The organism is Lysobacter antibioticus HS124 (assembly GCF_000336385.2).
GTDB classification, from domain to species: domain Bacteria; phylum Pseudomonadota; class Gammaproteobacteria; order Xanthomonadales; family Xanthomonadaceae; genus Lysobacter; species Lysobacter firmicutimachus.
The window spans coordinates 1-22,255 of the sequence record NZ_HG424490.1 but is presented as its reverse complement, the minus strand read 5'-3'; the positions used below and the strand labels follow the sequence as shown (position 1 = coordinate 22,255).

Below are 22,255 nucleotides of genomic sequence, written 5' to 3'. Positions count from 1 at the left end.
TCGCTGTTCTTTCCCAGGCCCCGCCTTTCGCACTCCCTGTGTACCGCCACCTGCACGGGCCCTACGGAACCTCTCCCGAAATGACGCAACGCCGCTATCTGCAACTGGACGTGTTCGCCGACCGCCCCGGCGCCGGCAATCCGCTGGCCGTGGTCCTCGACGCCGAAGGCCTGGACGACCGCGACATGCAGGCCATCGCCCGCTGGACCCGCCTGCCTGAGACGACTTTCGTGTTCCCGCCGACCCAGCCCGGCGCCAGCTACCGCATCCGCATGTTCAGCCCGCGCCGGGAAGTGCCGTTCGCCGGCCACCCCAGCGTCGGCACCGCCTGCGTGGTGTTGGAGGCCGGACTGGCCGCGCCGGTCGACGGCCGCCTGGTCCAGGAAGGCGTGGCCGGTCTGCTGCCGCTGGCGGTCGACGGCGAAGGCGAGCAGCGCACGATCGCGGTGCGCACGCCGCGCGCGCGGGTGGTCGAGGTCGCCGACGCCCGCGATCCGCGCCTGACCGACACCTTGCGCAATCTGCCGCTCGGCGCACTGCCGCCGGCGCTGATGGACGGCGGCCGCCGTTGGTGGCTGGCCGAACTGCGCGACGAAGCCGCGCTGCGCGCCGCGACCCCGGACTGGGCCGCGATCGGCCGCTTGGCTGAAGCCACCGAGAGCATGGGGCTGTGCGCCTTCGCCCGCGCCGACGCCGGCTGCGACTACGACCTGGTGGTGCGCGCCTTCGTCGGCGCCCCGGCGCAATTCGAGGACGCCGCCTCCGGCGCCGCCAACGCCACCCTCGCCGCCTGGCTCAACCACAACGGCGCCCTGCCCGGCCACGACGGCCGCTACACGGTCAGCCAGGGCCGCGAAGTCGGCTTCGACGCGCGCCTGCAACTGCGCGTGGACGGCGACGGCGAAGTCTGGTCCGGCGGCCGGGTCAGCAACGTGGTGCGCGGCCACATCGACTGGCGCTGAGCCTCGGCCCGCGCCGGCCGCGACCTTGTCGGAGCCGTTCGAACGCGCTCGAACCGCCCCGCGAACCCAGGCCGCGAAACCCGCAAAGAACCGCAAACAGAAACGCCGGGACCTCGCGGCCCCGGCGTTCCACCGGTCCGGCATCGCTGCCGGCTGAAGCGACGCACCCGTTGCTTGCGCCGCCCCGGTTCGTCGGTTCAGTCCGGACGCACGTCCACGCGCACCCGCAAACGGTCGCCGGGGTGATGATTGGTGCGGGTGTGGTACGTCTTGCCGGCGTATTCGTAGGTCACGTCGTAGGCGCTGACCGAGCGCTCGCCGCCGGAGTAGTAATTGTTGCCGCCGGCCGGCTCCGGGTCGCAGACCCGCACCGTACCGGTGCGCGGGGCCTGGTTGCGCTTGCTCTGCTCGTAGATGCTGCGGCCGGCCATGCCGCCGACCATCGAGCCGATCGCCGAGGTCGCATAGCGCGCGCTGCCGCCGCCGACCTTGCTGCCCAGCACCGCGCCGACGATGCCGCCGACCACGGTCGCGGCGGTGCGGCCGCCTTCGGTGCCGGCGCTGCGGCGCTGGTTGCCGTAGGAGTCGTAGTACTCGTCGCGGCGGGTGTAGTCGTCGCCGTAGTAGGAATCGCCTTCGACATAGGTCGGACGCTCGTAGCAGCGGCTGCCGCCGACCGGCTGCGAGCGGTAGTTGTCGAACACCGGATCGACCCGGATCACCCGCGCGTAATCGACCTGCGAGGCGCCGTAGCCGGCATCGTAGCCGTTGCTGCCGGAATGGCCGTACGACTGCGCCGAGGCAGCGCCGGTAGCGACGGCCAGGGCCAGGCCCAGGCCGGTGACGAGCGAGCGGTTCATGTGGACTCCCATGCGCCGACAGGGCGCGAGGTGGATCGTCGGGCCCGCGCGGTCAACACGCGCTGAATGCCGCCGCCTGTCCCCCTCTTGTAGCGGCGGCATTCACCCGCCCGTTAGCCAGTCTGCGACTTCGGTCGCGATCGCGGCGGCGCCGCGGCCGAGCAAGGGGTCGACGTGTCCGGCCGTAGCGAGGGTCCGGTGCTGCGCGCCGACCGCGGCGGCGAACTCGGCGACCAGCGCCGGCGGCACGTCCCGGTCGGTGCGCGAGGACAGGCACAGCACCGGGCAGGCCGGCGCCGGCGCCGCGATGCCGGCGTGCGCGGCGCGCAGCACCGCACCGGACTCGTCGCGCCAACGACGGAACGCGTACAGCGCCGCCGCGTCGTCGGCCTCGGCTATGGCGCGCCGGGTCGAGGCCAGTCGCGCCTGACCGTGCCAAGCCACCCGCGGCGGCCAGTCGCGCGTCGGCAGGCGCGTCGCCCAGGGCGCTGGCAGCAAGGGGTTCACCAATACCAAAGCCTCGGCGCGATCGGCCGCGGCCCAGGCCAGCAAGCCCCCCAGGCTGGCACCGACGACCGCGCGCGGCCGCGGCAAGGCCTCCAGGGCGGTGCGGACTTGGTCCAGGTAGTCGGGCCAGTGGGTACCTTCCAGCCCCGCCGGCGCCGGTTGCAGGTCGGGCGCGGCGACGACGAGGCCGCGCGCAGCCAGTACCGGCGCCCATAGATTCCATTCCCAGCCGCCCCCGCCCGCGCCGTGGATCAGCAGGACATGGCGTAGCGAGGGAAGCGAGGCGGACGGCGACATGCGGCCATTGTCGCCGCCCGCGCGCGCCGGCGCTCAAACCAGCTTGGCGTCCAGGCTGATCGGCACCGCGCTCAAGGCCTTGGACACCGGGCAATTGGCTTTGGCGTCCTCGGCGATGGCCTGGAACTTGGCCGCGTCGATGCCCGGCACTTCGGCGGTGGTCTTGAGCCGGATCTGCGACAGGCTCGGCCCGCCTTCCAGCGACAGGTCGACTTCGGCGCGGGTGTCGAGCCGCGCCGGCGGATGCCCGGCCTCGGTCAGCTTGGCCGACAGGGCCATGGTGAAGCAGCCGGCATGGGCCGCGGCGATCAGCTCCTCGGGATTGGTGCCCTTCTCCTCGCCGAAGCGGCTGTTGAAAGCGTAGCGGGTCTCGCTCAACACCCCGCTCTGCGGCGTGCTCAACCGACCCAGACCGCTCTTGAGATCGCCTTCCCAGTGCGCGGTGGCGTGACGCGAAATACCCATGGTGCCGCTCCTTCGTTGAGGGGCGGCCAGGGTAGCGGGTCGGACGTTACAAGCGAGCAAAGAGTGAAGAGAAAAGAGAAACGAGCCGAAGCGCCGCAGTGCCGCCCTCTCGCCCTGCTCGCGGCTCGTTCCTCTCCACTCGCTCCTCGCCTTGCCGCGATGCAGCACGCGCATTCGCGCCTCCGGGCGCCGTTCCGGGCTTGACCCGCCCCCCTCGCTGCGGGAGGCTGTGGTCCCGGCGCGCGCGCCGGCACCCGCCATGACCGCCCGCCGAGCGCCACGCTCGGGCGCGCAGCGCGGACAGCCATGACGGCCTTCCCACCCTTGCCTCAGGGAGAAGTCCGCTCATGTCCTACAGCACAGAATCGATCCGCAACGTGGCCTTGGCAGGCCACCCCGGCGCCGGCAAAACCACCCTGTTCGAAGCCCTGCTGCAGGCCGGCGGCGCAGTCCAGACGGCAGGCAGCATCGAACGCGGCAGCACGGTCTCCGATTTCGACCCGATCGAAAAACAACGCGGCCACTCCATCGACGCCGCGATCGCCAGCACCGACCACGCCGGCATCCACGTCAACCTGATCGACACCCCCGGTTACCCCGACTTCCGCGGCCCCACCCTGTCGGCGCTGGCCGCGGTCGAGACCGCCGCGGTGATCGTCGACGCCGACCGCGGCGTCGAATACGGCACCCGGCGGATGATGGAACACGCCAAGACGCGCCGGTTGTGCCGGGCGATCGTGGTCAACAAGATCGACCACGAAAACGCCGACGTCGCCCGCGTGCTCGACGATATCCGCGACAGCTTCGGCCCCGAATGCCTGCCGCTGAACCTGCCCGCCGACGGCGGCGCGCGGGTGGTCGACTGCTTCGGCAGCGCCGAAGGGAACAGCGACCTGGGCGCGGTCGCCGACTGGCACCAGAAGATCATCGACCAGGTGGTCGAGATCAACGAAACGGTGATGGAGCACTATCTCGATCTCGGCGAGGGCGGCCTGTCCGGCGCCGAGTTGCACGACGCCTTCGAGCAATGCCTGCGCGAGGGCCATCTGGTGCCGGTGCTGTTCTGCTCGGCGCGCAGCGGCGCCGGGATCAAGGAACTGCTCGACGTCGCCGAGCGCCTGTTTCCGCACCCGGGCGAAGCCAACCCGCCGCCGTTCGTCAAAGGCACGGGCGAGGACGCGCAGACCATCGAGGCTCAGCCCGATCCCAAGGCGCACGTGATCGCCGACGTGTTCAAGATCGTCAACGATCCCTTCGTCGGCAAGCTCGGCGTGTTCCGGGTCTACCAGGGCACGGTGCGCAAGGACACCCAGTTGTTCGTCGACGACGGCAAGAAGCCGTTCAAGGTCGGCCATCTGTTCAAGCTCAAGGGCAAGGACCATGTCGAAATCGACCAGGCGGTGCCCGGCGACATCGCCGCGGTGGCCAAGGTCGACGAACTGCATTTCGACGCGGTGCTGCACGACAGCCACGACGAGGACCAGATCCACCTGGCGCCGCTGAATTTCCCGCGGCCGATGTTCGGCCTGGCGGTCGACGCCGCCAGCAAGGGCCAGGAGCAGAAGCTCTCCACCGCCCTGCACAAGCTGGCCGAGGAAGACCCCTGCTTCCAGGTCGAGCGCGAAACCGAAACCAACGAGACCGTGATCCGCGGCCTGTCCGACCTGCACTTGCGCATCAACCTGGACCGGCTCAAGGACAAGTACGGCGTCGAAGTGGTCTCGCGCCCGCCGCGCATCGCCTACCGCGAGACCGTCGCGGCCAAGGCCGAGGGCCATCACCGGCACAAGAAGCAGACCGGCGGCGCCGGCCAGTTCGGCGAGGTGTTCCTGCGCATCGAGCCGCTGCCGCGCGGCGGCGGCTTCGAGTTCGTCGATGAGGTCAAGGGCGGCACCATTCCGGGCCAGTTCCTACCGGCGGTGGAGAAAGGCGTGCGCCAGGTGCTGCACGACGGTGCGGTCGCCGGCTATCCGATCCAGGACGTGCGGGTGATCGTCTACGACGGCAAGTACCACAGCGTCGACAGCAAGGAAGTGGCCTTCGTCGCCGCCGGCAAGAAGGCCTTCCTCGACGCGATCGGCAAGGCCCGGCCGCAGGTGCTGGAGCCGATCGTCGACCTGGAAGTGGCCGCGCCCGAGCAGCACATGGGCGACATCAGCGGCGGCCTGGCCAGCAAGCGCGCGCGCATCAACGGCACCGACAGCGTGCGCGGCGGCGAGATCGTGGTCCGCGCCCAGGTGCCGCTGTCGGAGCTGGAAGGCTACGCCGCCGAACTCAAGTCGGTGACCGCCGGCCGCGGGCGTTACTCGCTGGACTTCAGCCACTACGAGCCGGTGCCCGGCAACGTGCAGCAGAAGCTGGTCGAGGCCTACAAGCCGCGCCACGAAGAGGACTGAGCCGTACGGCCGGCCCGACTGCCGGCGCGCGCCGCGCCGGCAGTCCGCTCGCGCGCGTCCGCGCGCGCGGCCTCGCGACGGCCGGGCGCAGGGCCGATTATGATCGCCGATCGGTTCACGCCGAACGCAAGCATGCGTTCTTTCATTCGCCGGGCCGGATCGCCCAGGAGTCGCCGATGCCTTCGTTCCGCATTCCCTCCATTTCCGCTGCGGCGCTGCTGCTCGCCCTCGCCGCCGCGCCCCTGCACGAGGCGGGCGCGCGCAAGCCCGCACCCGCCACACCGGCCGTGCAGAACCGCTGCGGCTGGTTCATCAACCCGACCCCGGGCAATGCCTGGCTGTACGACCGCGACGCCGAATGGACCGTCGGCCTGCAGGGCGGCCACCAGGCCGAGGGCGACTGGCCGGCGATCGCCGAGGGCGAGTGGGTCGAGACCAACCGCCACTACGGCTACGGCTGCGCCTGCATGCGCGTGATCGCCGACGATCGGAGCAAGCAGGTACTGCGCATCGTGTCCGCGCGCGGGCTCAAGCTCGAGCAATGCCGGCGCGACCGGGCCCTGACCGAACCGCTGCAGGAGCTGCGCGGCGAATGATGCCCGACGCCCCGCCCACCGACCCGGAGCTGCACGAGATCGTCTCCGACGCGATGACCGCGGTGTCGAGCCCGACCGATCTGATCGTGGCGCTGATCGCGGTCGCCGCCGCGATGACCGCCGGGGGGCTGGCCACGCGCTGGCTGCATCGCCGGCTCGGCCACCATCGCCGGGTGGCCTCGACCCTGATCGACTACCTGTGCACGCCCCTGCTGGCCACCGCGGTGCTGGTGGCGCTGCAGGTCGTCGGCAACCCGTTGATCGGCCTCAGCGCGACCTTGCTGGTGCTGTTCCTGGCGATCCGCGTGCTCGCCGCGCTGCTGGAACTGCTGTTCCGCCCGACCCTGCCGCTGCGGCTGATGCTGCGCCTGACCACCGTGGTGTCGTGGCTGGCCGCCGTATTCGCCCTGTTCGCCGACCGCAGCGCCACCATCGCCAAGATCTACAACGCCAACGTCAAGCTCGGCGGCATCTCGCTGTCCAGCCAGGGCATCCTGAGCGGACTGGTGGTCGGCGTGGTGGTGGCGATCGTCGCCCTGTGGGGCGACAAGACCGTGGCCGCGCTGCTGCGCCGCAGCCGCACCCTGCAGCCGAACTTCGTGCTGGCGCTGTCGCGCATCTTCAGCGTCGCGATCTGGATCGTCGCCACGGCGTTGATCTTCAGCGCCAGCGGCATCAACCTGACCGCGCTGGCGGCGTTCAGCGGCGCGCTCGGCATCGGCCTGGGCCTGGGCCTGCAGAAGCTGGCCGCCAGCTACATCAGCGGCCTGATCGTGTTGTTCGAACAGTCGGTGCGGGTCGGCGACAACATCGCCAGCAACGGCATCGTCGGCCGGGTCACCCGCATGACCGTGCGCTACACCATGATCCGCACCCGCGACGGAGTCGAGGCGATCGTGCCCAACGACAGCCTGACCGGCAACGTGATCGTCAATCAGTCCTGGTCCGACCGCAATCTGCGCCTGGTGTGCGGCGTGCTGGTCAAGGGCGATACCGACATCGCCCTGGCCCGCCGCTTGTTCGTGGACGCGATGCGGGCCCAGGAACGGGTGCTGGAGCAGCCGCCGCCGCACATGTACATCACCGGCATCAACGACAAGGGCATCCAGCTCGACGGCCATTTCTGGATCAACGACCCCGAGAACGGCCAGCACAACGTCGCCTCGGACGTCTACGACGCCATGCTGGCCGGGTTCCGCAGCCACGGGGTGCAGTTGGTGGCGCAGTGACGGCGACGGACGGCGCGCAGCGGCGCGCCTGCGGCGCTAGGATGGGGGCGTGACCGAGACCGCTCACCCGCGTTTTTTCTGGCAGTTCCCGATGCAGCTGGTGCGCGAGGCGCGGCTGGCCGAGTTCCTGCCCGACGACGGCCGCCTGCGCATCCTGTTCCTGTGGGGCAAGGACTGCCCGAACTGCGACATCGCCAAGGGCCAGATGCTGCTGGCCCAGGACCGCTTCAGCTGGCCGGACGTGGAATGGCTGCACGACAACGTCTACGAAGACCCGGTCATGGCCACCCGCTTCGGCCTGCACGGCATTCCGGCCTTTTTCGTGTTCCGCGGCGGCAGGAAGCTCGGCCGCATCGGCCAGTGGCCCGGCACCGAGGCCTTCGTCGCCGCGATCGAGAAGCTGCGCCCGGCCGAGCCCGGCGCCGCCTGAGCGCGGCCGCCGCAACGCAGCATCGTGCCGCGGCGCTTGGCGGCGACGCGGGACCGGGCGCAGACTGCGGTTCCGCCCGCCGCCCTCCGCCGCCATGTTCGACGCCGCCACCCTCGCCGCCTATCTGGTCGCCGCCGCCGTGCTGGTGCTGATTCCGGGACCGGGCACGGCCTGGATCGTCGCCCAGAGCGCCGCCGGCGGCACCGCGCGCGGAGTCCAGGCCGCGTTCGGCCTGGAGACCGCGACCCTCATCCATGCGCTGGCCGCCGGCCTGGGCCTGTCGGCGCTGCTGGCGACCTCGGCGCTGGCCTTCGAAGTGCTCAAGTACGCCGGCGCGGCCTATCTGATCTGGCTCGGCATCAAGGCCTGGCGCAGCGGCGAAGCGGCCGCCTCCGAGCCGGCCGCCGCGGCGCCGGTGTCGGCGCGCGGGGTGTATCTGCGTTCGGTCCTGACCGGGGTGCTGAACCCCAAGGTGGCGCTGTTCTTCCTCGCCTTCCTGCCCCAGTTCGTGCATCCCGAACGCGGCATGGTCTGGCTGCAGTTCCTGATTCTCGGCGCGCTGCTGTCGCTGATCGGGCTGCTCAACAGCCTGTTCCTGAGCTTCGCCGTCGGCCGCTTCGGCCGCCGCTTCGCCGGCCGCGGCGGGCGCTGGAAGGAGCGCCTGACCGGCAGCGTGTTCATCCTGCTCGGCCTGCGCCTGGCCGTGCAGCAGCGCGGCTGAGCCGCCCTCGCCGCGGCACCGACGAGGTTCAACCGCGCCTGTACGCCGGCCGCGCCCGGCTTGAAGCGTGCGGCGCCGCCCACAGGTCGGACGTTCACGACCTCAGCCACGGAGCGCCGCGCATGAAGACCCAGGGCTTTCTCGACCAGTTGCTCAAGACCGCACAAAACAGCCTGGGCGGCGCCGGCGGCCTGGAGGGACTGCTTGGCGGCGGCAAGCCGCCGGCGCGCTACGAGCAACGCGGCGAAGCCCGCGAGGACACGCGTGGCCTGCTCAACGCCGACTTCGGCAAGGGCGCCCTGGCCGGCGGCGCGCTCGGCGTGCTGCTGGGGCACAAGAAGCTGCGCAAGCATGCCGGCAAGATCGCCCTGTACGGCGGCGTCGCCGCGCTCGGCGTGCTGGCCTACAAGGCCTACGGCGACTACAAGCGCCAGCAGGGCGAGGCCGGCATCGATCCGCAGACCGTCGACCGCCTGCCGCCGCCGCAGGCCGAGCAACACAGCCAGGCCATCCTCAAGGCCCTGGTCGCCGCGTCCAAGGCCGACGGCCACATCGACGCGCGCGAACGCGAGGTGATCGAAGGCGAGTTCGTGCGCATCGACGGCGATCCGGAACTGCGCCGCTGGCTGCACGAGGAACTGGAAAAACCGCTCGACCCGGCCGAGGTCGCGCGCGCCGCGAGCGGCCCGGAAGTCGCCGCGGAAATGTACCTGGCCAGCCTGCTCGCCGCCGACGAACAGAGCTTCATGGAGCGCGCCTATCTCGACGAACTGGCGCGCCAGTTGAAGATCGACGACGCGTTGAAGGCGCGCCTGGAGCAGCAACTGCGCGACGCGCAGGGCTAACCCGCGGCGTCGCGGCATGCCGGACCTCGATCACAACCCGCGCCGGCCGCGCCACGTCCATGCCGCCGATCGCGCCGCCGGTCGGCGCCTGCGCACGCGGCCGTCGCGCAGGCGCTAGCATCGCTGCGCCGCCGGCCGGGCGGTTCGCCGCCGTGGAGCTTCGCCGATGCGTCTGCCGATACGTTTACTGGTCCCCGCCCTGCTCGCTCTCAGCGTCGTCGGTTGCTCCTGCCAACGCCAGACCGACGACCGCGCCGCGGCGACAACGCCGGCGCCGGCCCGGCCCCAGGACGATGCTGCGGCGCGCGCCGCGGCCGAGGCGGCGCAGCGCGCGCAGGCGCAGAACCAGCAGCGCGTCGAGGCCATGACCGAAGCGGTCAACACCTTGCATCTGTATCTGCAGCAACTCAGCAGCGGCAAGCGCGAACTGGCCGAAAAACACTGGGCCTACGGCCGCCAGCCGCGCGGCAACGAGGAAGCCGGCCTGCGCCAGATCGAACAGTTCAGCGGCATGCGGATCGAAAACGACACGCCCGAGCCGCTGGACCAGGAAAGCGTGCCCGAATCGCTGGAGATTCCGGTCGAACTGCGGGTCAGCCTGCCCGGCGGCGAGAACCGCCGCTATACCGGCTGGTACCGGATGCGGCGCGATCCGGTCGACCGCAGCTGGAAGCTCACCGCGACTTCGCTGAGCGTGGCCTTGCGCTGAGTCGCGGCCGAACGCGGGCGCCGGCGGCCGCGACCGCGGCTTTCGGCACAGCCTGTGTACGCGGACGGGCTTATACACTGGCGATCCTCGCCGCGGCGCTTCGGCACGCCGCCCACCGGCCCTTGGATTCCGTCATGCGCAGTCATCCGCCCCGCTTTTCCGCCTTCGTCCTGGCCCTGGCCCTGACCGGCGCCATCCTGTCCGGCGCCTGCGGCGACAAGACCGCCGCCAACGGCAGCGACGGCGAAGGCGATTCGGCGGACGCGCTGCCGGCGCCGGAGGGCGCCGGGCGCGGCGGCGTCACCGGCATGCCGGCCACGCCGGGGCCGGGCCAGATCGGACCACCGGCCGATGCAGCGACGGCGCCGCAATTCGACGAGGACGGCAATCCTCTGCCCGGCACCGCGGCGCCCGTCGATGGCGTCGACGGCACCTTGCCGGCCGACGGCGGCGCGGTCGCAGCGGAGCCGACGCCCGACGACGCGGTGGCGGTGGTCCGCGACTACTACGCTGCGATCAACCACGGCCAGTTCGACCAGGCCTATGCGCTGTGGTCCGACGGCGGCCGCGCCAGCGGCCAGAGCGCACAGCAGTTCGCCGCCGGTTTCGCCGACACCACCGGCGTGTCGGTGGAACTGCTGCCGCCGGGACCGGTCGACGCCGGCGCCGGCCAGCGCCACATCGAAGTGCCGGTCGCGATCACCGCCACCCAGCGCGACGGCAGTCAGCGCAAATACGTCGGCGCCTATGTCCTGCGCCGCAGCGTGGTCGACGGCGCCAGCGACGAACAGCGCGCCTGGCGCATCGGCAGCGCCGACATCCGCGAGGTGCGTCCGTGATGCGGCGTTGGCTGGCGCCGGCGGTCGTGGCGGCATTCGCATTGATCGCGGTCGTATTGCTGTTGGCCGCCTGCGGCCGCAACGATCCGCCGAACGCCGGTCCGGCCTCGGCCGCGACCGCACCGACGCCGGCCGCATCGACGCCGGCCGCTGCAGCGCCCGCCGACGCAACGCCCGCGCCGGGAACGGCCGACTCCGAGCCGGCCTCGACCGACTACGTCCTGCCCGGCGCGCTCGCCCCCGACGTCGGCCCCGAGCAACTGCGCCGGCTGTTCGGCAGCGCCAACGTCAAGATCGACGACCGGTTGCCCGGGCCGGAAGGCGAACCCTTCCGCGGCGTGGTGCTGTTCGACGGCGACCCGAGCCGGCGCGCCGTGTTGCACTACCAGGACGAGCAAAAACTGCAGGGCCTGGCCGTGGTCGAAGTGCGCGAACCGACGACCCGCTGGCGTCTGGACAACGGCGTCGCCATCGGCCAATCGCTGGCCGACCTGGTACGCCGCAACGGCAAACCGATCCGTTTCAGCGGCCTGGGCTGGGACTACGGCGGCACCGTCACCGACTGGAACGGCGGCAAGCTCGGCTCGGGCGAAGGCGATGCGGTGATGCGCCATGCGCGCCTGGATTTCCAACCGCAAGCAGGGCGCGACGACGGCGTCGACGCGGTGCCGTCCGGCGACAGCGAATACGCCAGCGACGACCCCACGTACCCGCGCCAGGGCGAGCTGTTGCGCGTGGTCGAGATCGGCGTGTCCTTTCCCGGCGAAGACGACCTGTGACCCGCCGCGTAGCCCGCGCATGAGCGTCCACCCGCCGCGCATCGTCCTCGACAGCAACGTCTGCCTGGATCTGTTCGCGTTCGCGGACCCGGCGGTGGCGCCGCTGCTGCATGCGCTGCGCGACGGCCGGGTCCGCGCGGTCACCGACGCGGCCTGCCGCGACGAGTGGCTGCGGGTGATCGAGTACCCCAAGCTCGGCCTCGACGCCGCCTTGCGCGAGGCCTGCCGGCGCGATTACGACGGCTTGTTCGAGCTGCACGCCGATGCGGCGGCCCCGGAGACCGCGCTGCCGCGTTGCGCCGATCCCGACGACCAGAAATTCCTCGAACTCGCCCACGCCGCGCAGGCGCGCTGGCTGCTCAGCCGCGACCATGCGCTGCTGGTGCTGGGCCGGCGCACCGCCCGCGCCGGCCTGTTCGACATCCTGACCCCGCGCGCCTGGGTCGCCTTGCAGGCGCTGCACGCCGAGGCCTCGCCACGCTGAGGCGGCCTGCGCCGGTCGCCGCCGCGACCCGTGCCATACTCGGCCCATGCAAGGCGTGCCCGCCCACTTCGTCGATGCCCAGGACGCGGCCGAGTTCCGCCAGCCGGCGCACCGCGCCGGCATCGAGCTGTACCGCGCGCATATCGTCCGCCACGCCTTCGAGCCGCATACCCACGAAGCCTACGGCCTGGGCGCGATCGAATCCGGGGTCGAGCGCTTTCGCTACCGCGGCAGCGATCACCTGGCGCCGCCGGATTCGCTGGTGCTGATGAACCCCGACGTGCTGCACACCGGGCGCGCCGAAACCGAAGGCGGCTGGCGCTACCGCATGGTCTATGTCGATCCCGAGGTCGCCGAAGAGATCACCGGCGAACGCGGCTGGTGGTTCGATCAGGCGGTCCGCCACGACCCGGCGCGCGCGCGCCGCATCACCGCGCGCCTGGACGCGCTGTGGCTGGCGCGCGAGGCACTGGATTTCGACAGCCAGTTGTTCGCCCTGCTGGCCGAGTTCCGCGACCACGCCCGCGTCGCCCGGCCGCTGCGCGACCAGGCGCCGGTACGCTTCGCCCCGGTGATCGAGTACCTGAACGCCCATCTGGCCGACCGGATCGGCCTGGAGCAGTTGGCTGCGGTGGCGGGGCTGAGCCCGTTCCATTTCCTGCGCCAGTTCCGTCGCCAGTACCACGTCACCCCGCAGCAGATGCTGATGGCGCTGCGCCTGTACCGGGCCAAGCGCCTGCTCGCCGCGGGCTCGGCGCCGGCCCAGGCCGCGCTCGACAGCGGGCTGGCCGACCAGGCGCACCTGACCCGCGCCTTCTCGCGCCGGTACGGCATCACCCCGGCGCGCTATCAGCGCCAGATCCTCGCCGGCCGACGTTCGCCGAAGTGACGCGCGCCGGCGCAATCTGAGACAAGACAACGGCAACGGCCTCGGCGAGGCTGGGCGCATGCTGCTGGGAACCCTCTACGCACTCGCCGCCGGCCTGATCTGGGGCTTGGTCTTCGTCGGACCGCTGTTGCTGCCGGAGTACCCGGCGGCGCTGCAGTCGTTCGGCCGCTACCTCGCCTTCGGTCTGATCGCCCTGCCGCTGGCCTGGCTCGACCGCGGCGCGCTGCGCCAGCTGCGCCGCAGCGACTGGCTGGAAGCGCTCAAGCTGGTCGCAGTCGGCAACCTGCTCTACTACCTGTTCCTGGCCAGCGCGATCCAGCGCGCCGGCGGGCCGCTGCCGACCATGATCATCGGCACTTTGCCGGTGGTGATCGCGGTCTGCGCCAACCTGCGCGATGCGCGCCGCGACGGCCGCCTGCCGTGGCTGCGGCTGTTGCCGTCGCTGTCGCTGATCGCGCTCGGCATCGCCTGCGTCAACCGCGCCGAATTGCAGGCCTTGCGCGCCGATCCGCAGGCCGATCTGCAACGCTACGCGCTCGGCGGCCTGCTCGCGGTCGGCGCGGTGGTCTGCTGGACCTGGTACCCGCTGCGCAATGCCGACTGGTTGCGCGCGCACCCCGACCGCAGCCCGCGCACCTGGGCCACCGCGCAAGGCGTGGCGACTCTGCCGCTGGCGCTGTGCGGCTACGCCGCGCTGTGGCTGTGGATGAGCGCTCGCGGCGATGCGTTCGCGATGCCGTTCGGGCCGCGGCCGCTGTTCTTCGTCGGCCTGATGGCGGCGATCGGCCTGCTCGCGTCGTGGGTCGGCACTCTGTGCTGGAACGAGGCCAGCCAGCGCCTGCCGACCGCGCTCGCCGGCCAGCTGATCGTGTTCGAAACCCTGGCCGCGCTGAGCTATGCCTTCGTCCTGCGCCAGCAATGGCCGCCGCCGCTGACCCTGCTCGGCATCGCATCGCTGATCGCCGGCGTGGTGTGGGCGCTGCGGATCAAGCCGGTCGCGACGACAGAAGCGGCGACCGCCTGAGCGCACACGCGCCGGCGGGCCCCGCGCATGCGCCGTTCGTGCGGCGTTATGCCGCAGCCGGCGCGTGGGCCGGCTGACTAATCTGGCCGCCCCGCGCTCCTCGGACGGCCATCATGCAACACCGTGTCTTGCGTCTGACTTCGCTCGCGATCGCGTTCGCGTTCGCATCCGATGCCGCGGCCCAGGCCGAGCGCGGGCCCGACGGCGCAGCCACTACGCTCGACACCGTGCACGTGCGCGGTCCCGACCGGCCGCGCACCGTCGACAGTCTCGAGGCCGCGCGCGCACGGCTGGATCGGCGCGCCGGCGCGACCGCACTGATCGACGGCGAGTCCTATCGCGACCGCCGCATCGGCACCCTCGCCGATGCCCTGGGTTACGCCGCGGGCGTGTTCGTGCAACCGCGTTTCGGCGCCGAAGAGGCGCGCCTGTCGATCCGCGGCTCCGGCCTGCAGCGCACCTTCCACGGCCGCGGCCTGGAGCTGCTGCAGGACGGCAGCCCGCTCAACCTGGCCGACGGCGGTTTCGATTTCCAATCGGTGGACCCGCTGGCGGCGCGCTACATCGAGGTCTATCGCGGCGCCAACGCGCTGGAATACGGCGCCGCCACGCTGGGCGGCGCGATCGATTTCGTTTCGCCGACCGGCTACGACACCGCGCCGCTGACCCTGCGCGCCGAAACCGGCGCCTTCGGCCACCGCCGCGGCCAACTCGCCCTGGCCGGCGTATCCGGCCGCGCCGACGGCTATCTGAGCCTGGGCGGCGCGCACCAGGACGGTTTCCGCGACCATGCGGCGCAGGAGAACCATCGCCTGTTCGGCAATGCCGGCTATCGCTTCGGCGAGCGCCTCGACGGTCGCATCTACCTGACTCACGTCGACACCCGCTCGGCCCTGCCCGGCAGCTTGACCCTGGCCGAAGCGCGGCGCGAGCCGACTCTGGCCGCACCGGCCGCCTTGAGCCAGAACCAACGCCGCGACTACCGCCTGGATCGCCTGGCCGCGCGCCTGAGCTGGACGCCCGCGGCCGACGGCGAGCTGCGCCTGTCGGCCTACTACGCCGACAAATCCCTCGATCATCCGATCTTCCAGGTGCTACGCCAGGACAGTCGCGACATCGGTCTCGATCTGCGCTGGCGCGGCGAGCATCGATGGCTCGGCCGCCGCAACGTCATCGTCGCCGGACTGGCCTGGGCGCGCGGCGACATCGACGACCGACGCTACTTCAACCTCGCCGGCCGCGCCGGCGCGCCGAGCAATCGGTTCGATCAGCGCGCCATCAACCGCAAGGCCTATGTCGAGCATCAGACCTGGCTGACTCCGGCCTGGACGGTCGCGCTGGGCGCACAGGCATTGCACGCGCAGCGCCGCTCGCGCGACCGGCTGATCCTCGGCGGCCGCGACGAAAGCTTCGACGCCGACTACTCCGGCCTCAGTCCAAAGCTGGGCCTGCGCTACCTCATCGACGACGGCGCCCAGCTCTACGCCAACCTCAGCCGCAGCCTGGAACCGCCCAGCTTCGGCGAACTCAGCGGCGGTCCCGGCGTCACCCCGGTCGCCAGGCAGCGCGCGACCAGCGCCGAACTCGGCTTGCGCGTGAACCGCGCCGCCGTGTCGCTGGACCTGGCCGCGTACCGCGCGCGCCTGGACGGCGAACTGCTGTCGCTCAACGATGGCCAGGGCAATCCGCTGGGCACGGTCAACGCCGGCCACACCCTGCACCAGGGCATCGAACTCGGCCTGGGCTGGCGCATCGACGAGGCCTGGACCGTGTCGGCCAACTATCTCTACAACGACTTCCGCTTCGACGGCGACCGCCTCTACGGCGACAACGAACTCGCCGGCGTGGCCCGGCAGCTGTTGCGGGCCGAAGTGCGCTGGTCGCCGAGTTCGCGCGTCTACCTCGCGCCGAACTTGGAATGGACCCCGCAGGGCACCTGGATCGATCACGCCAACAGCTACCGCGCCCCGGGCTATCGCCTCTTCGGCCTGCGCCTCGGCGGCCGCATCGCGACGCAATGGTCGTGGTTCGCCGACGCACGCAACCTCGGCGACCGCCGCTGGATCGCCAGCAGCAACGTAATCGCCGATGCGCGCGGCCAGGACGGGCGAAACTTCCTGCCGGGCGACGGGCGGGCGGTGTATGTCGGGGTGGAGTGGCGGGATTAGCGCATTGGGGATTCGCAGAAGCGGTTGCGCCGGCGTTTGTAGGAGGCGGCGGCGACGCGGGACCGGTGCATGGCGCCGGATTGTCGTATCTGCGACTGCGGCCGCGCCCGAACCAAGACCGTCGTCGTTGCGGAGCCGCCGACCGGCGCCGATGATCGGGGCATCCAGGCGATGGATGCCGCCATGAACGCCGAGATTCCGCAACGCAACCGTTCGCCGCACGGCTGGTGGGTCGCGACCTACCTGGAGCGCGCGGCCTGGGACGACGAGCCGGCGCCGGTCGACGACACGCGTTGCCTGGTGTGGGAGAACACCCTGCTGATCCGCGCCGGCGACCGCGAGGCCGCCTACGCCAAGGCCTTGGCCTACGGCCGCGGCAAAGGCAACGGATTCGCCGACGCCGAGGACGGCCGCCACGGGCGCTGGGTGTTCGAAGGCCTGTCGCGCCTGTTGCCGGTGTACGACGAACTGCGCGACGGCGCCGAGCTGATGTGGACCGAATACCGCGGCCAGCCCTATGCGGCGCTGCGCGCCAAGCTGCGCCTCAAACACGAACTGGAAGCCTTCGACGATCTGTCCGGCGGCGATCCGCCGACGCCCTCTTAGCCGGCCGCGCGCCGAGGACGGGCGACGATCGCCTGGCCCAAGCCTCGAACCGGCGCGACACCCCGGCGGGGCCGGAAACCGATCGCCCTGGCGATCGGCCGGACGGCGTCGGCCGGTCACGCCTGCATCGCTCAGATTTCGAACCGGTACGACAGCTTGACCAGGAACTGCTCGTCGTCGCGCAACTCGAACGCGTCGGAGAATTCGCGCCCGACCCGGGTCGAGCGCGGGCCTTCCTCGAACAGCTCGCCGCCGCGCACGTAGGCCAGGTACAGATAGGACAGCGGCGCCAGTTCGTAGCGATAGCGGATCTGGAAGCCGAGGTTGCTCAGGCTGAAATCCGGAATCTCTTCCTCCACCGCCAGCGGCCGCCCCTTCGGGTCGACCCGATAGGCCTGCTTGAGCCGCGCGTCCATGCCGATCGCCTCCAGGCGCACGCGCAGTTCCTGCTTGTCGTCGATGAACCATTGCAGGCCGGCATTGAGGTTGAGCGCGTCGGAACGGAACGCGCCCAGCCGGTTGCCGCCGCGCCACAGCAGCCAGTCGGGGTTGTGGCTGTACTCCATGCCGGCGAACAGCAACAGCCGATCGCTGACCTGGTAGTTCGGTTCCAGGTAGATCCGGCTCTGGCCTTCGTCGATCCCGCCCAGGCCTTCGGCGCTGTAATTCAGCTCGGCGCTCAGCGACCAGGGGCTGTCGCCGCGGCGCGGGCGCAGGCGCTCGTAGCTGAAGTACAGCCGCTCGGGCAGGCGCAGCACGCCGTTGCCGCGGGTGATCAGATCGTCGTAGCCGGCGCTCCACAGCCCCAACTCGACGAACTCGTTGCCGCCGTCGCGCAACTCGCTGCGGCGGTTGACCGCGATCGCGTCGGCGATATGCACGCCGTCGTCGCTGTAGCGGCGCGAAGCGGCGTAATGCCAGTCGTGCGAGGCATAGGACGAAGCCGCCGGCAGATCGGTCACGCGCCGACCGAGGTCGTAGCGCAGGTAGTTGAAGTTGTTGCGTTCCAGATAGCCGAAGTCGTTGAGTTGCAGGCGCTTGCCCAGGTGCAGGCCGTACAGCTGCTGGCGCCAGCCGCCGCCCATGTCGTAGTCGATGCGGATCTGGCCGCCGCTGTCGCGCGCGCTGCGGCCGTTGTGTTCGACGTCGGACGCGACCAGGGCGCTGCGGATCGCCCACTGCGCGTTCGGGTTCCAGCGCTGGTCGAATTCGTAGACGTTGGCGCTGCGGTCCTGGAACGGCCGCACCACCCGGGTCGCCATCGCGCCGAAACCGAAGCGCTCGAAGTCGCGGGTCGCGCGCAGGGCGTAGAAGTCGCGCCCGGCCTCGTCGCCTTCGCTGGCCGCGAACAAGCCGTAATTGAAGCCGCCGGCGCTGCCGTTGAGCTTGATCGCCGCGGTCACGTCGCCCGAACCGTTGCCGTCGTCGGCGCGCGCGCCGACGCGGCGGGTGTAGATCAGCCGGCTGTTGGAGTTGTAGGAGCCGAACTGGACGTCGAAGAAGCTCTGGTTCTCGGTGAAGAACGGCCGCTTGTCGCTGAAGAAGGTTTCGGTGGCGCTGAAGTTGACCGTCAGCTCGTCGCTCTCGACCTGGCCGAAATCCGGATTGAGGGTGGCGCTGAGCTGGAACTTGCCGCTCGGCTTCCAGAACAGGTCGGCCCCGGCGTCGAAATCGCTGTCGTGGCCGACGAAGTCGCGCACGCCGACCACGTAGGGCGTGATCGCCAGCAGCGACTGCTTGTATGCCGGCACTTCGACCCGGTTGAAGGTCGACAGGAAGCGCGCCTCGTTGTAGTGCACCGCCGGCCACGACGTGCGCTCGCCGGTCGAAGCGATGACCCGGTCGAGCTGGATGCCGAGAGTGCGGGTGCCGTCGCCGGCCTCGCGCATCGGCGCGATATGCCAGGGGATCAGCATCTCCGCCGACCAGCCGTCGGCGTCCTCGCTGGTGGCGTGGCGCCAGTCGCCGTCCCAGTCGTCGTTGAACTGGTTCTCGCTGGTGATGGTGGCGTCGACGATGCTGTTGGCCAGGGTCACGGTGAAGTTGTAGCCGGCGCGGCCGTCGCCGTCGAAATCCACGTACAGGTTGACCCGGTCGACCGTGCCGTTGCCGTCGCGTTGAGTGCGCTGGCGCAGCCGCGGCACGCCCGCCGGCTGATGATTGCGGAAGCCGATCGCCAGGCCTTCCGGGGTGGCCAGCAGCCAGGCCTCGGTGGCCTGCGAGGCCGGCTGGCGCGACAGCGGCTGGGTCAGACGGAACTCGTCGATGCGCCGGGCGCCGCGCCATTCCTCCGGGTCGATGCGGCCGTCGATTTCGACGGCGCAGGCGGCGGGCGCGGCGAAGGCCGCGGCGGCCGCAAGCAGGGAGGGCAACAGATGAATGCGCATGGGACGGCACCGGAAAGCGGACTGACCGCCTCGCTGCGCGCGTTTCCCGGCGCCGGCGATGGCGGACCGCGACGGAGCCCGTCGCGATGCCGCGCAGACTAGCGGCGGCGCGCCTTTGCGCCGCATGGCGTAAGTCATGGCAACCTTTGCCCGCGCCGCGGCATCCCTGCCTGCAGCGGCGCCCGGATCAGGGCGCGGTGGCGTCGTGGGCGACGAACGCCGATTCGCCGGCCGGCAGTTCCATCCAGTCCGGATGGGCCAGGGCGCGAGCGATGTCGCCCTGCCCCGACAACCAGTGCTCGCGCATCGCCACCCGGCCGAACTGGTAGTCCTTGAAGTGACCGATCCGGGCACGGTCGCGGTAGATCAGGTGGATCACGCTGTAGCGGCGATCGCAGGCCAGTTCGGCGGCGTGCTGGGCCCAGGGATTGCTCGCACGCACGTCCTCGGGAATCTCTTCCAGCAACTCGCGCAGCAGCCGGCGGTAATGCTGGAACACGCGTTGGGTGTCGGTGATCAGGCGCGTACGGCTGGAGTACTGGATTTCCTTCTGCCGCTCGGCCACGTCGAGCAGGTTCTGCGGCAGCTCGCCGCGCGCGTTCCACAGGTCGACCTGGAACACCAGGGTGTCGCGCCGCGGCGAGGCGGTGAGCACGTGCGACAGCGGCGTGTTCGAGACCAGGCCGCCGTCCCAGTAGAACTCGCCGTCGATCTCGACCGCCGGAAACGCCGGCGGCAGCGCGCCGGAGGCGAGGATGTGGCGGGCGTCGATGCGGGTCCGGGTGCTGTCGAAGTACTCCAGATTCCCGGTGCGCACGTTGACCGCGCCGACCGAGACCCGGATGCCGTCGTGGTTGAGGCGGTCGAAATCGACCAGCCGCTCCAGGGTGGCGATCATCGGCGAGGTGTCGTACCAGCTCGGCTGGGCGGCCGCGGAAGCGGCGCCGAACAGGCCCGAGGGGTCTTCGCCGAGCCAGGCACGCGGCCGGTAGAAGCCGCGCTGCCCCTCGACCAGGGCGCGCCAGGCCTCCCAGGTATCGAGCCAGGCTCGGGTGTCGGCCTCGAGGTCGGCGAAACGGGCCTCCTGGCCCAGGGTGGTGGCCGGGAACAGGCTCGGCTGCGAGATCGTGTCCCAGAACTCGCGCAGCGCCTGCAGGCGTTTTTCCGGCGGATTGCCGGCGATGATCGCGGTGTTGAAGGCGCCGATGGAGATGCCGGCGATCCAGTTCGGCGCGATGCCGGCCTCGTGCAGGCCCTGGTACACCCCGGCCTGGTAGGCGCCGAGCGCGCCGCCGCCCTGCAGCACCAGGGCGATGTTTTCAGGCAATGAAGGCCCGGAGTCGCGGCGCGAGCCCGCGGCCGGCGCGGCAGGTTCGCGCCGTCGCGGCGGATCGGAGGCGCGTTGGGCGTGGGAGACTTTGCGGCCGGTGGAGCGCTTGCTGGGCATTGCGATGGTCTCTTCGGGCGTCGCTGCGATTCGCCGCCTATCTTGGGGGGCGCTTGCGGTGGCGCCGTGAAGGCCGGCTCGGCAAGGCAGCGCGACGGCAACGGCACACCGCCCCAACCCCGCCGCCTCGAACGGAACGCTGGTGCGAGGGCAAAGCAGACCGGGGAGCCGGTGGGCGGGAAAGCGGCCTCGCCGCCCCGCCGCGCTGTCCTCATCCCTGGCTCTGCGAAGACGGGGGGCCAGGGACGTCAGCGCCATGCCGCGATCCAGCCCCGGCTCCCCGCTTTCACCGGAACGACCGCGAGCCGGCTCCGCATTGCCGACGCGGCTCCCGCTTACTGCATGTACCAGCCGTGGCTGACCACGATGCTCTGCCCGGTCAATGCCGCGCTGGGGAACTCGGCCAGGAAGCGCACGGTCTTGGCCACGTCTTCGACGGTGGTGAAAATGCCGTCGACGGTGTTGCCGAGCATGACTTTCCTGATCACCTCTTCCTCGCTGATCCCCAGCTCCCTGGCCTGCTCGGGAATCTGCTTGTCGACCAGCGGGGTGCGCACGAAGCCCGGGCAGACCACGTGGCTGCGCACGCCGTGCTTGGCGCCTTCCTTGGCCAGCACCCGCGACAGGCCCAGCAGGCCGTGCTTGGCGGTGACATAGGCCGACTTCAGCGGCGAGGCCTCGTGCGAATGCACCGAGCCCATGTAGATCACGGTGCCGCCGCGGCTCTGGCCCGAACCGTTGTCCTTGTACATATGCGGCAGCGCCGCCTTGGTGGTCAGGAAGGCACCGTCGAGGTGGATCGCCAGCATCTTCTTCCAATCGCCGAAAGCGTAGTTTTCGATCGGGTTGACGATCTGGATGCCGGCGTTGGAGACCAGGATGTCGATGCCGCCGAACTCGGCGACGACTCGCTCGATGCCGGCGTTGACCGCGGCCTCGTCGGTGACGTCCATGGCCACGCCCATCGCCCGCCCGCCCTGGGCGACGATTTCGTCGGCGGTGGCTTGCGCGCCGGCCTGGTTCAGGTCGGCGATCGCGATCGCGGCGCCCCCACGCGCCAACTCATGGGCGATTTCCTTGCCGATGCCGCTGGCGGCTCCGGTGACGACGGCGACTTTGCCTTGGATCGAGCTCATGGGGACTCCTGGACGAGACGGAAAGGGAGAGGTCGGCGCAGCGCCGGCGCAACCGGGCCATTGTCGCCGCCGCAAGTGATCGCAGCGTGGCGGCCGATGCAGCGCAGTGTTCCGCCGGAGCCGGCCAATAACCATCGGACCTTCGTACCCAGCCCGGCTTTGCCGGGTCGGGCGGCCACGCCGATATCCGGCCCGCCCGAGCTCCGGCCTCTCGCCGTTGCCGTTGCCGTTGCCGTTGCCGTTGCCGTTGCCGGAAAGAGCTTGGCGCCGTTTCGGCCTCGCGAGAACGCCCTGAAGCCCCGAAGGGCGGCCCGCAGGGAGGCGGGCCGTGCGCAGCTAGGCCAGGGAGGGCCGGTGCGGAGCAGCCCCGCGCAGGCTAGGCCCCATCGTGGCTTTTGATTCGAAACCGCCATGGCGTTTTCTTAGGCTACTTTTTGACCGAAGGAAATCCAGTAGGACGTTGTCGCCTTGGACAAAGA

At 70.9% G+C, this 22,255-nt stretch carries 21 protein-coding genes; 15 read left to right on the top strand and 6 right to left on the bottom strand.

The genetic code is table 11. The features are described 5' to 3' along the window. The first annotated feature begins 80 nt into the window (after nt 1-80). A complete protein-coding gene (locus TX83_RS09995) occupies nt 81-962 on the top strand; it encodes a PhzF family phenazine biosynthesis protein (protein WP_064747804.1) in 882 nt (293 codons plus the stop codon). Nucleotides 963-1,159: 197 nt separating this feature from the next. Here TX83_RS09995 and TX83_RS09990 read toward each other — a convergent pair whose 3' ends face one another. From TX83_RS09990 to TX83_RS09980, 3 genes are all read right to left on the bottom strand, one after another. Next, nucleotides 1,160-1,822 carry a glycine zipper 2TM domain-containing protein gene (locus tag TX83_RS09990; protein WP_064747803.1) on the bottom strand — a complete coding sequence of 221 codons (663 nt, stop codon included), beginning with the start codon at nt 1,820-1,822 and terminating at the stop codon, nt 1,160-1,162. A gap of 102 nt (nt 1,823-1,924) precedes the next feature. Continuing rightward, entirely contained in the window at nt 1,925-2,626 is a 702-nt protein-coding gene (locus TX83_RS09985) for an alpha/beta fold hydrolase (protein ID WP_064747802.1), read from the bottom strand. 33 nt (nt 2,627-2,659) lie between these two features. After that, nucleotides 2,660-3,091 (bottom strand): OsmC family protein, encoded by a 432-nt coding sequence (locus TX83_RS09980; RefSeq protein ID WP_064747801.1) that lies wholly within the window; start codon nt 3,089-3,091, stop codon nt 2,660-2,662. A gap of 347 nt (nt 3,092-3,438) precedes the next feature. On the opposite strand from TX83_RS09980, the gene fusA reads away from it, so the two are divergent. The 14 genes from fusA (at nt 3,439) to TX83_RS09910 (ending at nt 16,806) form a co-directional block, all read left to right on the top strand. Beyond that, nucleotides 3,439-5,487: an elongation factor G gene (fusA, locus tag TX83_RS09975; RefSeq protein ID WP_064747800.1), complete on the top strand. Its 2,049-nt coding sequence runs from the start codon at nt 3,439-3,441 to the stop codon at nt 5,485-5,487. Nucleotides 5,488-5,663: 176 nt separating this feature from the next. Beyond that, a complete protein-coding gene (locus TX83_RS09970; protein ID WP_064747799.1) occupies nt 5,664-6,083 on the top strand; it encodes a DUF4087 domain-containing protein in 420 nt (139 codons plus the stop codon). Next, on the top strand, nt 6,080-7,312 hold the full coding sequence (locus TX83_RS09965; RefSeq protein WP_064747798.1) for a mechanosensitive ion channel family protein: 1,233 nt from the start codon (nt 6,080-6,082) through the stop codon (nt 7,310-7,312). Before TX83_RS09970 ends, TX83_RS09965 begins: the two co-directional genes overlap by 4 nt. A 49-nt stretch (nt 7,313-7,361) precedes the next feature. Then, entirely contained in the window at nt 7,362-7,742 is a 381-nt protein-coding gene (locus TX83_RS09960) for a thioredoxin family protein (protein WP_222423752.1), read from the top strand. Between the two features lie 94 nt (nt 7,743-7,836). Next, nucleotides 7,837-8,463 carry a LysE family translocator gene (locus tag TX83_RS09955; protein WP_064747797.1) on the top strand — a complete coding sequence of 209 codons (627 nt, stop codon included), beginning with the start codon at nt 7,837-7,839 and terminating at the stop codon, nt 8,461-8,463. Between the two features lie 122 nt (nt 8,464-8,585). Next, entirely contained in the window at nt 8,586-9,308 is a 723-nt protein-coding gene (locus TX83_RS09950; RefSeq protein ID WP_064747796.1) for a tellurite resistance TerB family protein, read from the top strand. A 166-nt stretch (nt 9,309-9,474) separates the two neighbouring features. Beyond that, complete coding sequence (locus tag TX83_RS09945; RefSeq protein ID WP_064747795.1) at nt 9,475-10,017, top strand: hypothetical protein; 543 nt, start codon at nt 9,475-9,477, stop codon at nt 10,015-10,017. Nucleotides 10,018-10,151: 134 nt separating this feature from the next. Further along, nucleotides 10,152-10,856, top strand: a complete 705-nt coding sequence (locus TX83_RS09940; protein ID WP_064747794.1) for a hypothetical protein — start codon at nt 10,152-10,154, stop codon at nt 10,854-10,856. After that, nucleotides 10,856-11,635 carry a hypothetical protein gene (locus TX83_RS09935; protein ID WP_064747793.1) on the top strand — a complete coding sequence of 260 codons (780 nt, stop codon included), beginning with the start codon at nt 10,856-10,858 and terminating at the stop codon, nt 11,633-11,635. The genes TX83_RS09940 and TX83_RS09935 overlap by 1 nt, the downstream gene beginning before the upstream one ends. A 19-nt stretch (nt 11,636-11,654) precedes the next feature. Continuing rightward, on the top strand, nt 11,655-12,119 hold the full coding sequence (locus tag TX83_RS09930) for a putative toxin-antitoxin system toxin component, PIN family (RefSeq protein WP_064747792.1): 465 nt from the start codon (nt 11,655-11,657) through the stop codon (nt 12,117-12,119). Between the two features lie 46 nt (nt 12,120-12,165). After that, the gene (locus tag TX83_RS09925) at nt 12,166-13,008 is read left to right on the top strand and encodes an AraC family transcriptional regulator (RefSeq protein WP_064747791.1); all 843 of its coding nucleotides are present in this window, start codon (nt 12,166-12,168) and stop codon (nt 13,006-13,008) included. A gap of 58 nt (nt 13,009-13,066) precedes the next feature. Continuing rightward, the gene (locus tag TX83_RS09920; RefSeq protein ID WP_064747790.1) at nt 13,067-14,032 is read left to right on the top strand and encodes a DMT family transporter; all 966 of its coding nucleotides are present in this window, start codon (nt 13,067-13,069) and stop codon (nt 14,030-14,032) included. Nucleotides 14,033-14,145: 113 nt separating this feature from the next. Further along, entirely contained in the window at nt 14,146-16,200 is a 2,055-nt protein-coding gene (locus TX83_RS09915; RefSeq protein ID WP_075575094.1) for a TonB-dependent receptor family protein, read from the top strand. 183 nt (nt 16,201-16,383) lie between these two features. After that, nucleotides 16,384-16,806 carry a DUF4288 domain-containing protein gene (locus TX83_RS09910; protein WP_064747810.1) on the top strand — a complete coding sequence of 141 codons (423 nt, stop codon included), beginning with the start codon at nt 16,384-16,386 and terminating at the stop codon, nt 16,804-16,806. Between the two features lie 131 nt (nt 16,807-16,937). Here the strand turns inward: TX83_RS09910 and TX83_RS09905 are convergent, their stop codons facing one another. The 3 genes from TX83_RS09905 to TX83_RS09895 form a co-directional block, all read right to left on the bottom strand. Beyond that, nucleotides 16,938-19,193 (bottom strand): DUF5916 domain-containing protein, encoded by a 2,256-nt coding sequence (locus TX83_RS09905; RefSeq protein ID WP_064747788.1) that lies wholly within the window; start codon nt 19,191-19,193, stop codon nt 16,938-16,940. 187 nt (nt 19,194-19,380) lie between these two features. Next, nucleotides 19,381-20,520: a DUF3734 domain-containing protein gene (locus tag TX83_RS09900; RefSeq protein ID WP_064747809.1), complete on the bottom strand. Its 1,140-nt coding sequence runs from the start codon at nt 20,518-20,520 to the stop codon at nt 19,381-19,383. Nucleotides 20,521-20,975: 455 nt separating this feature from the next. Then, nucleotides 20,976-21,776, bottom strand: a complete 801-nt coding sequence (locus TX83_RS09895; RefSeq protein ID WP_064747787.1) for a 3-hydroxybutyrate dehydrogenase — start codon at nt 21,774-21,776, stop codon at nt 20,976-20,978. Nucleotides 21,777-22,255 lie beyond the last annotated feature (479 nt).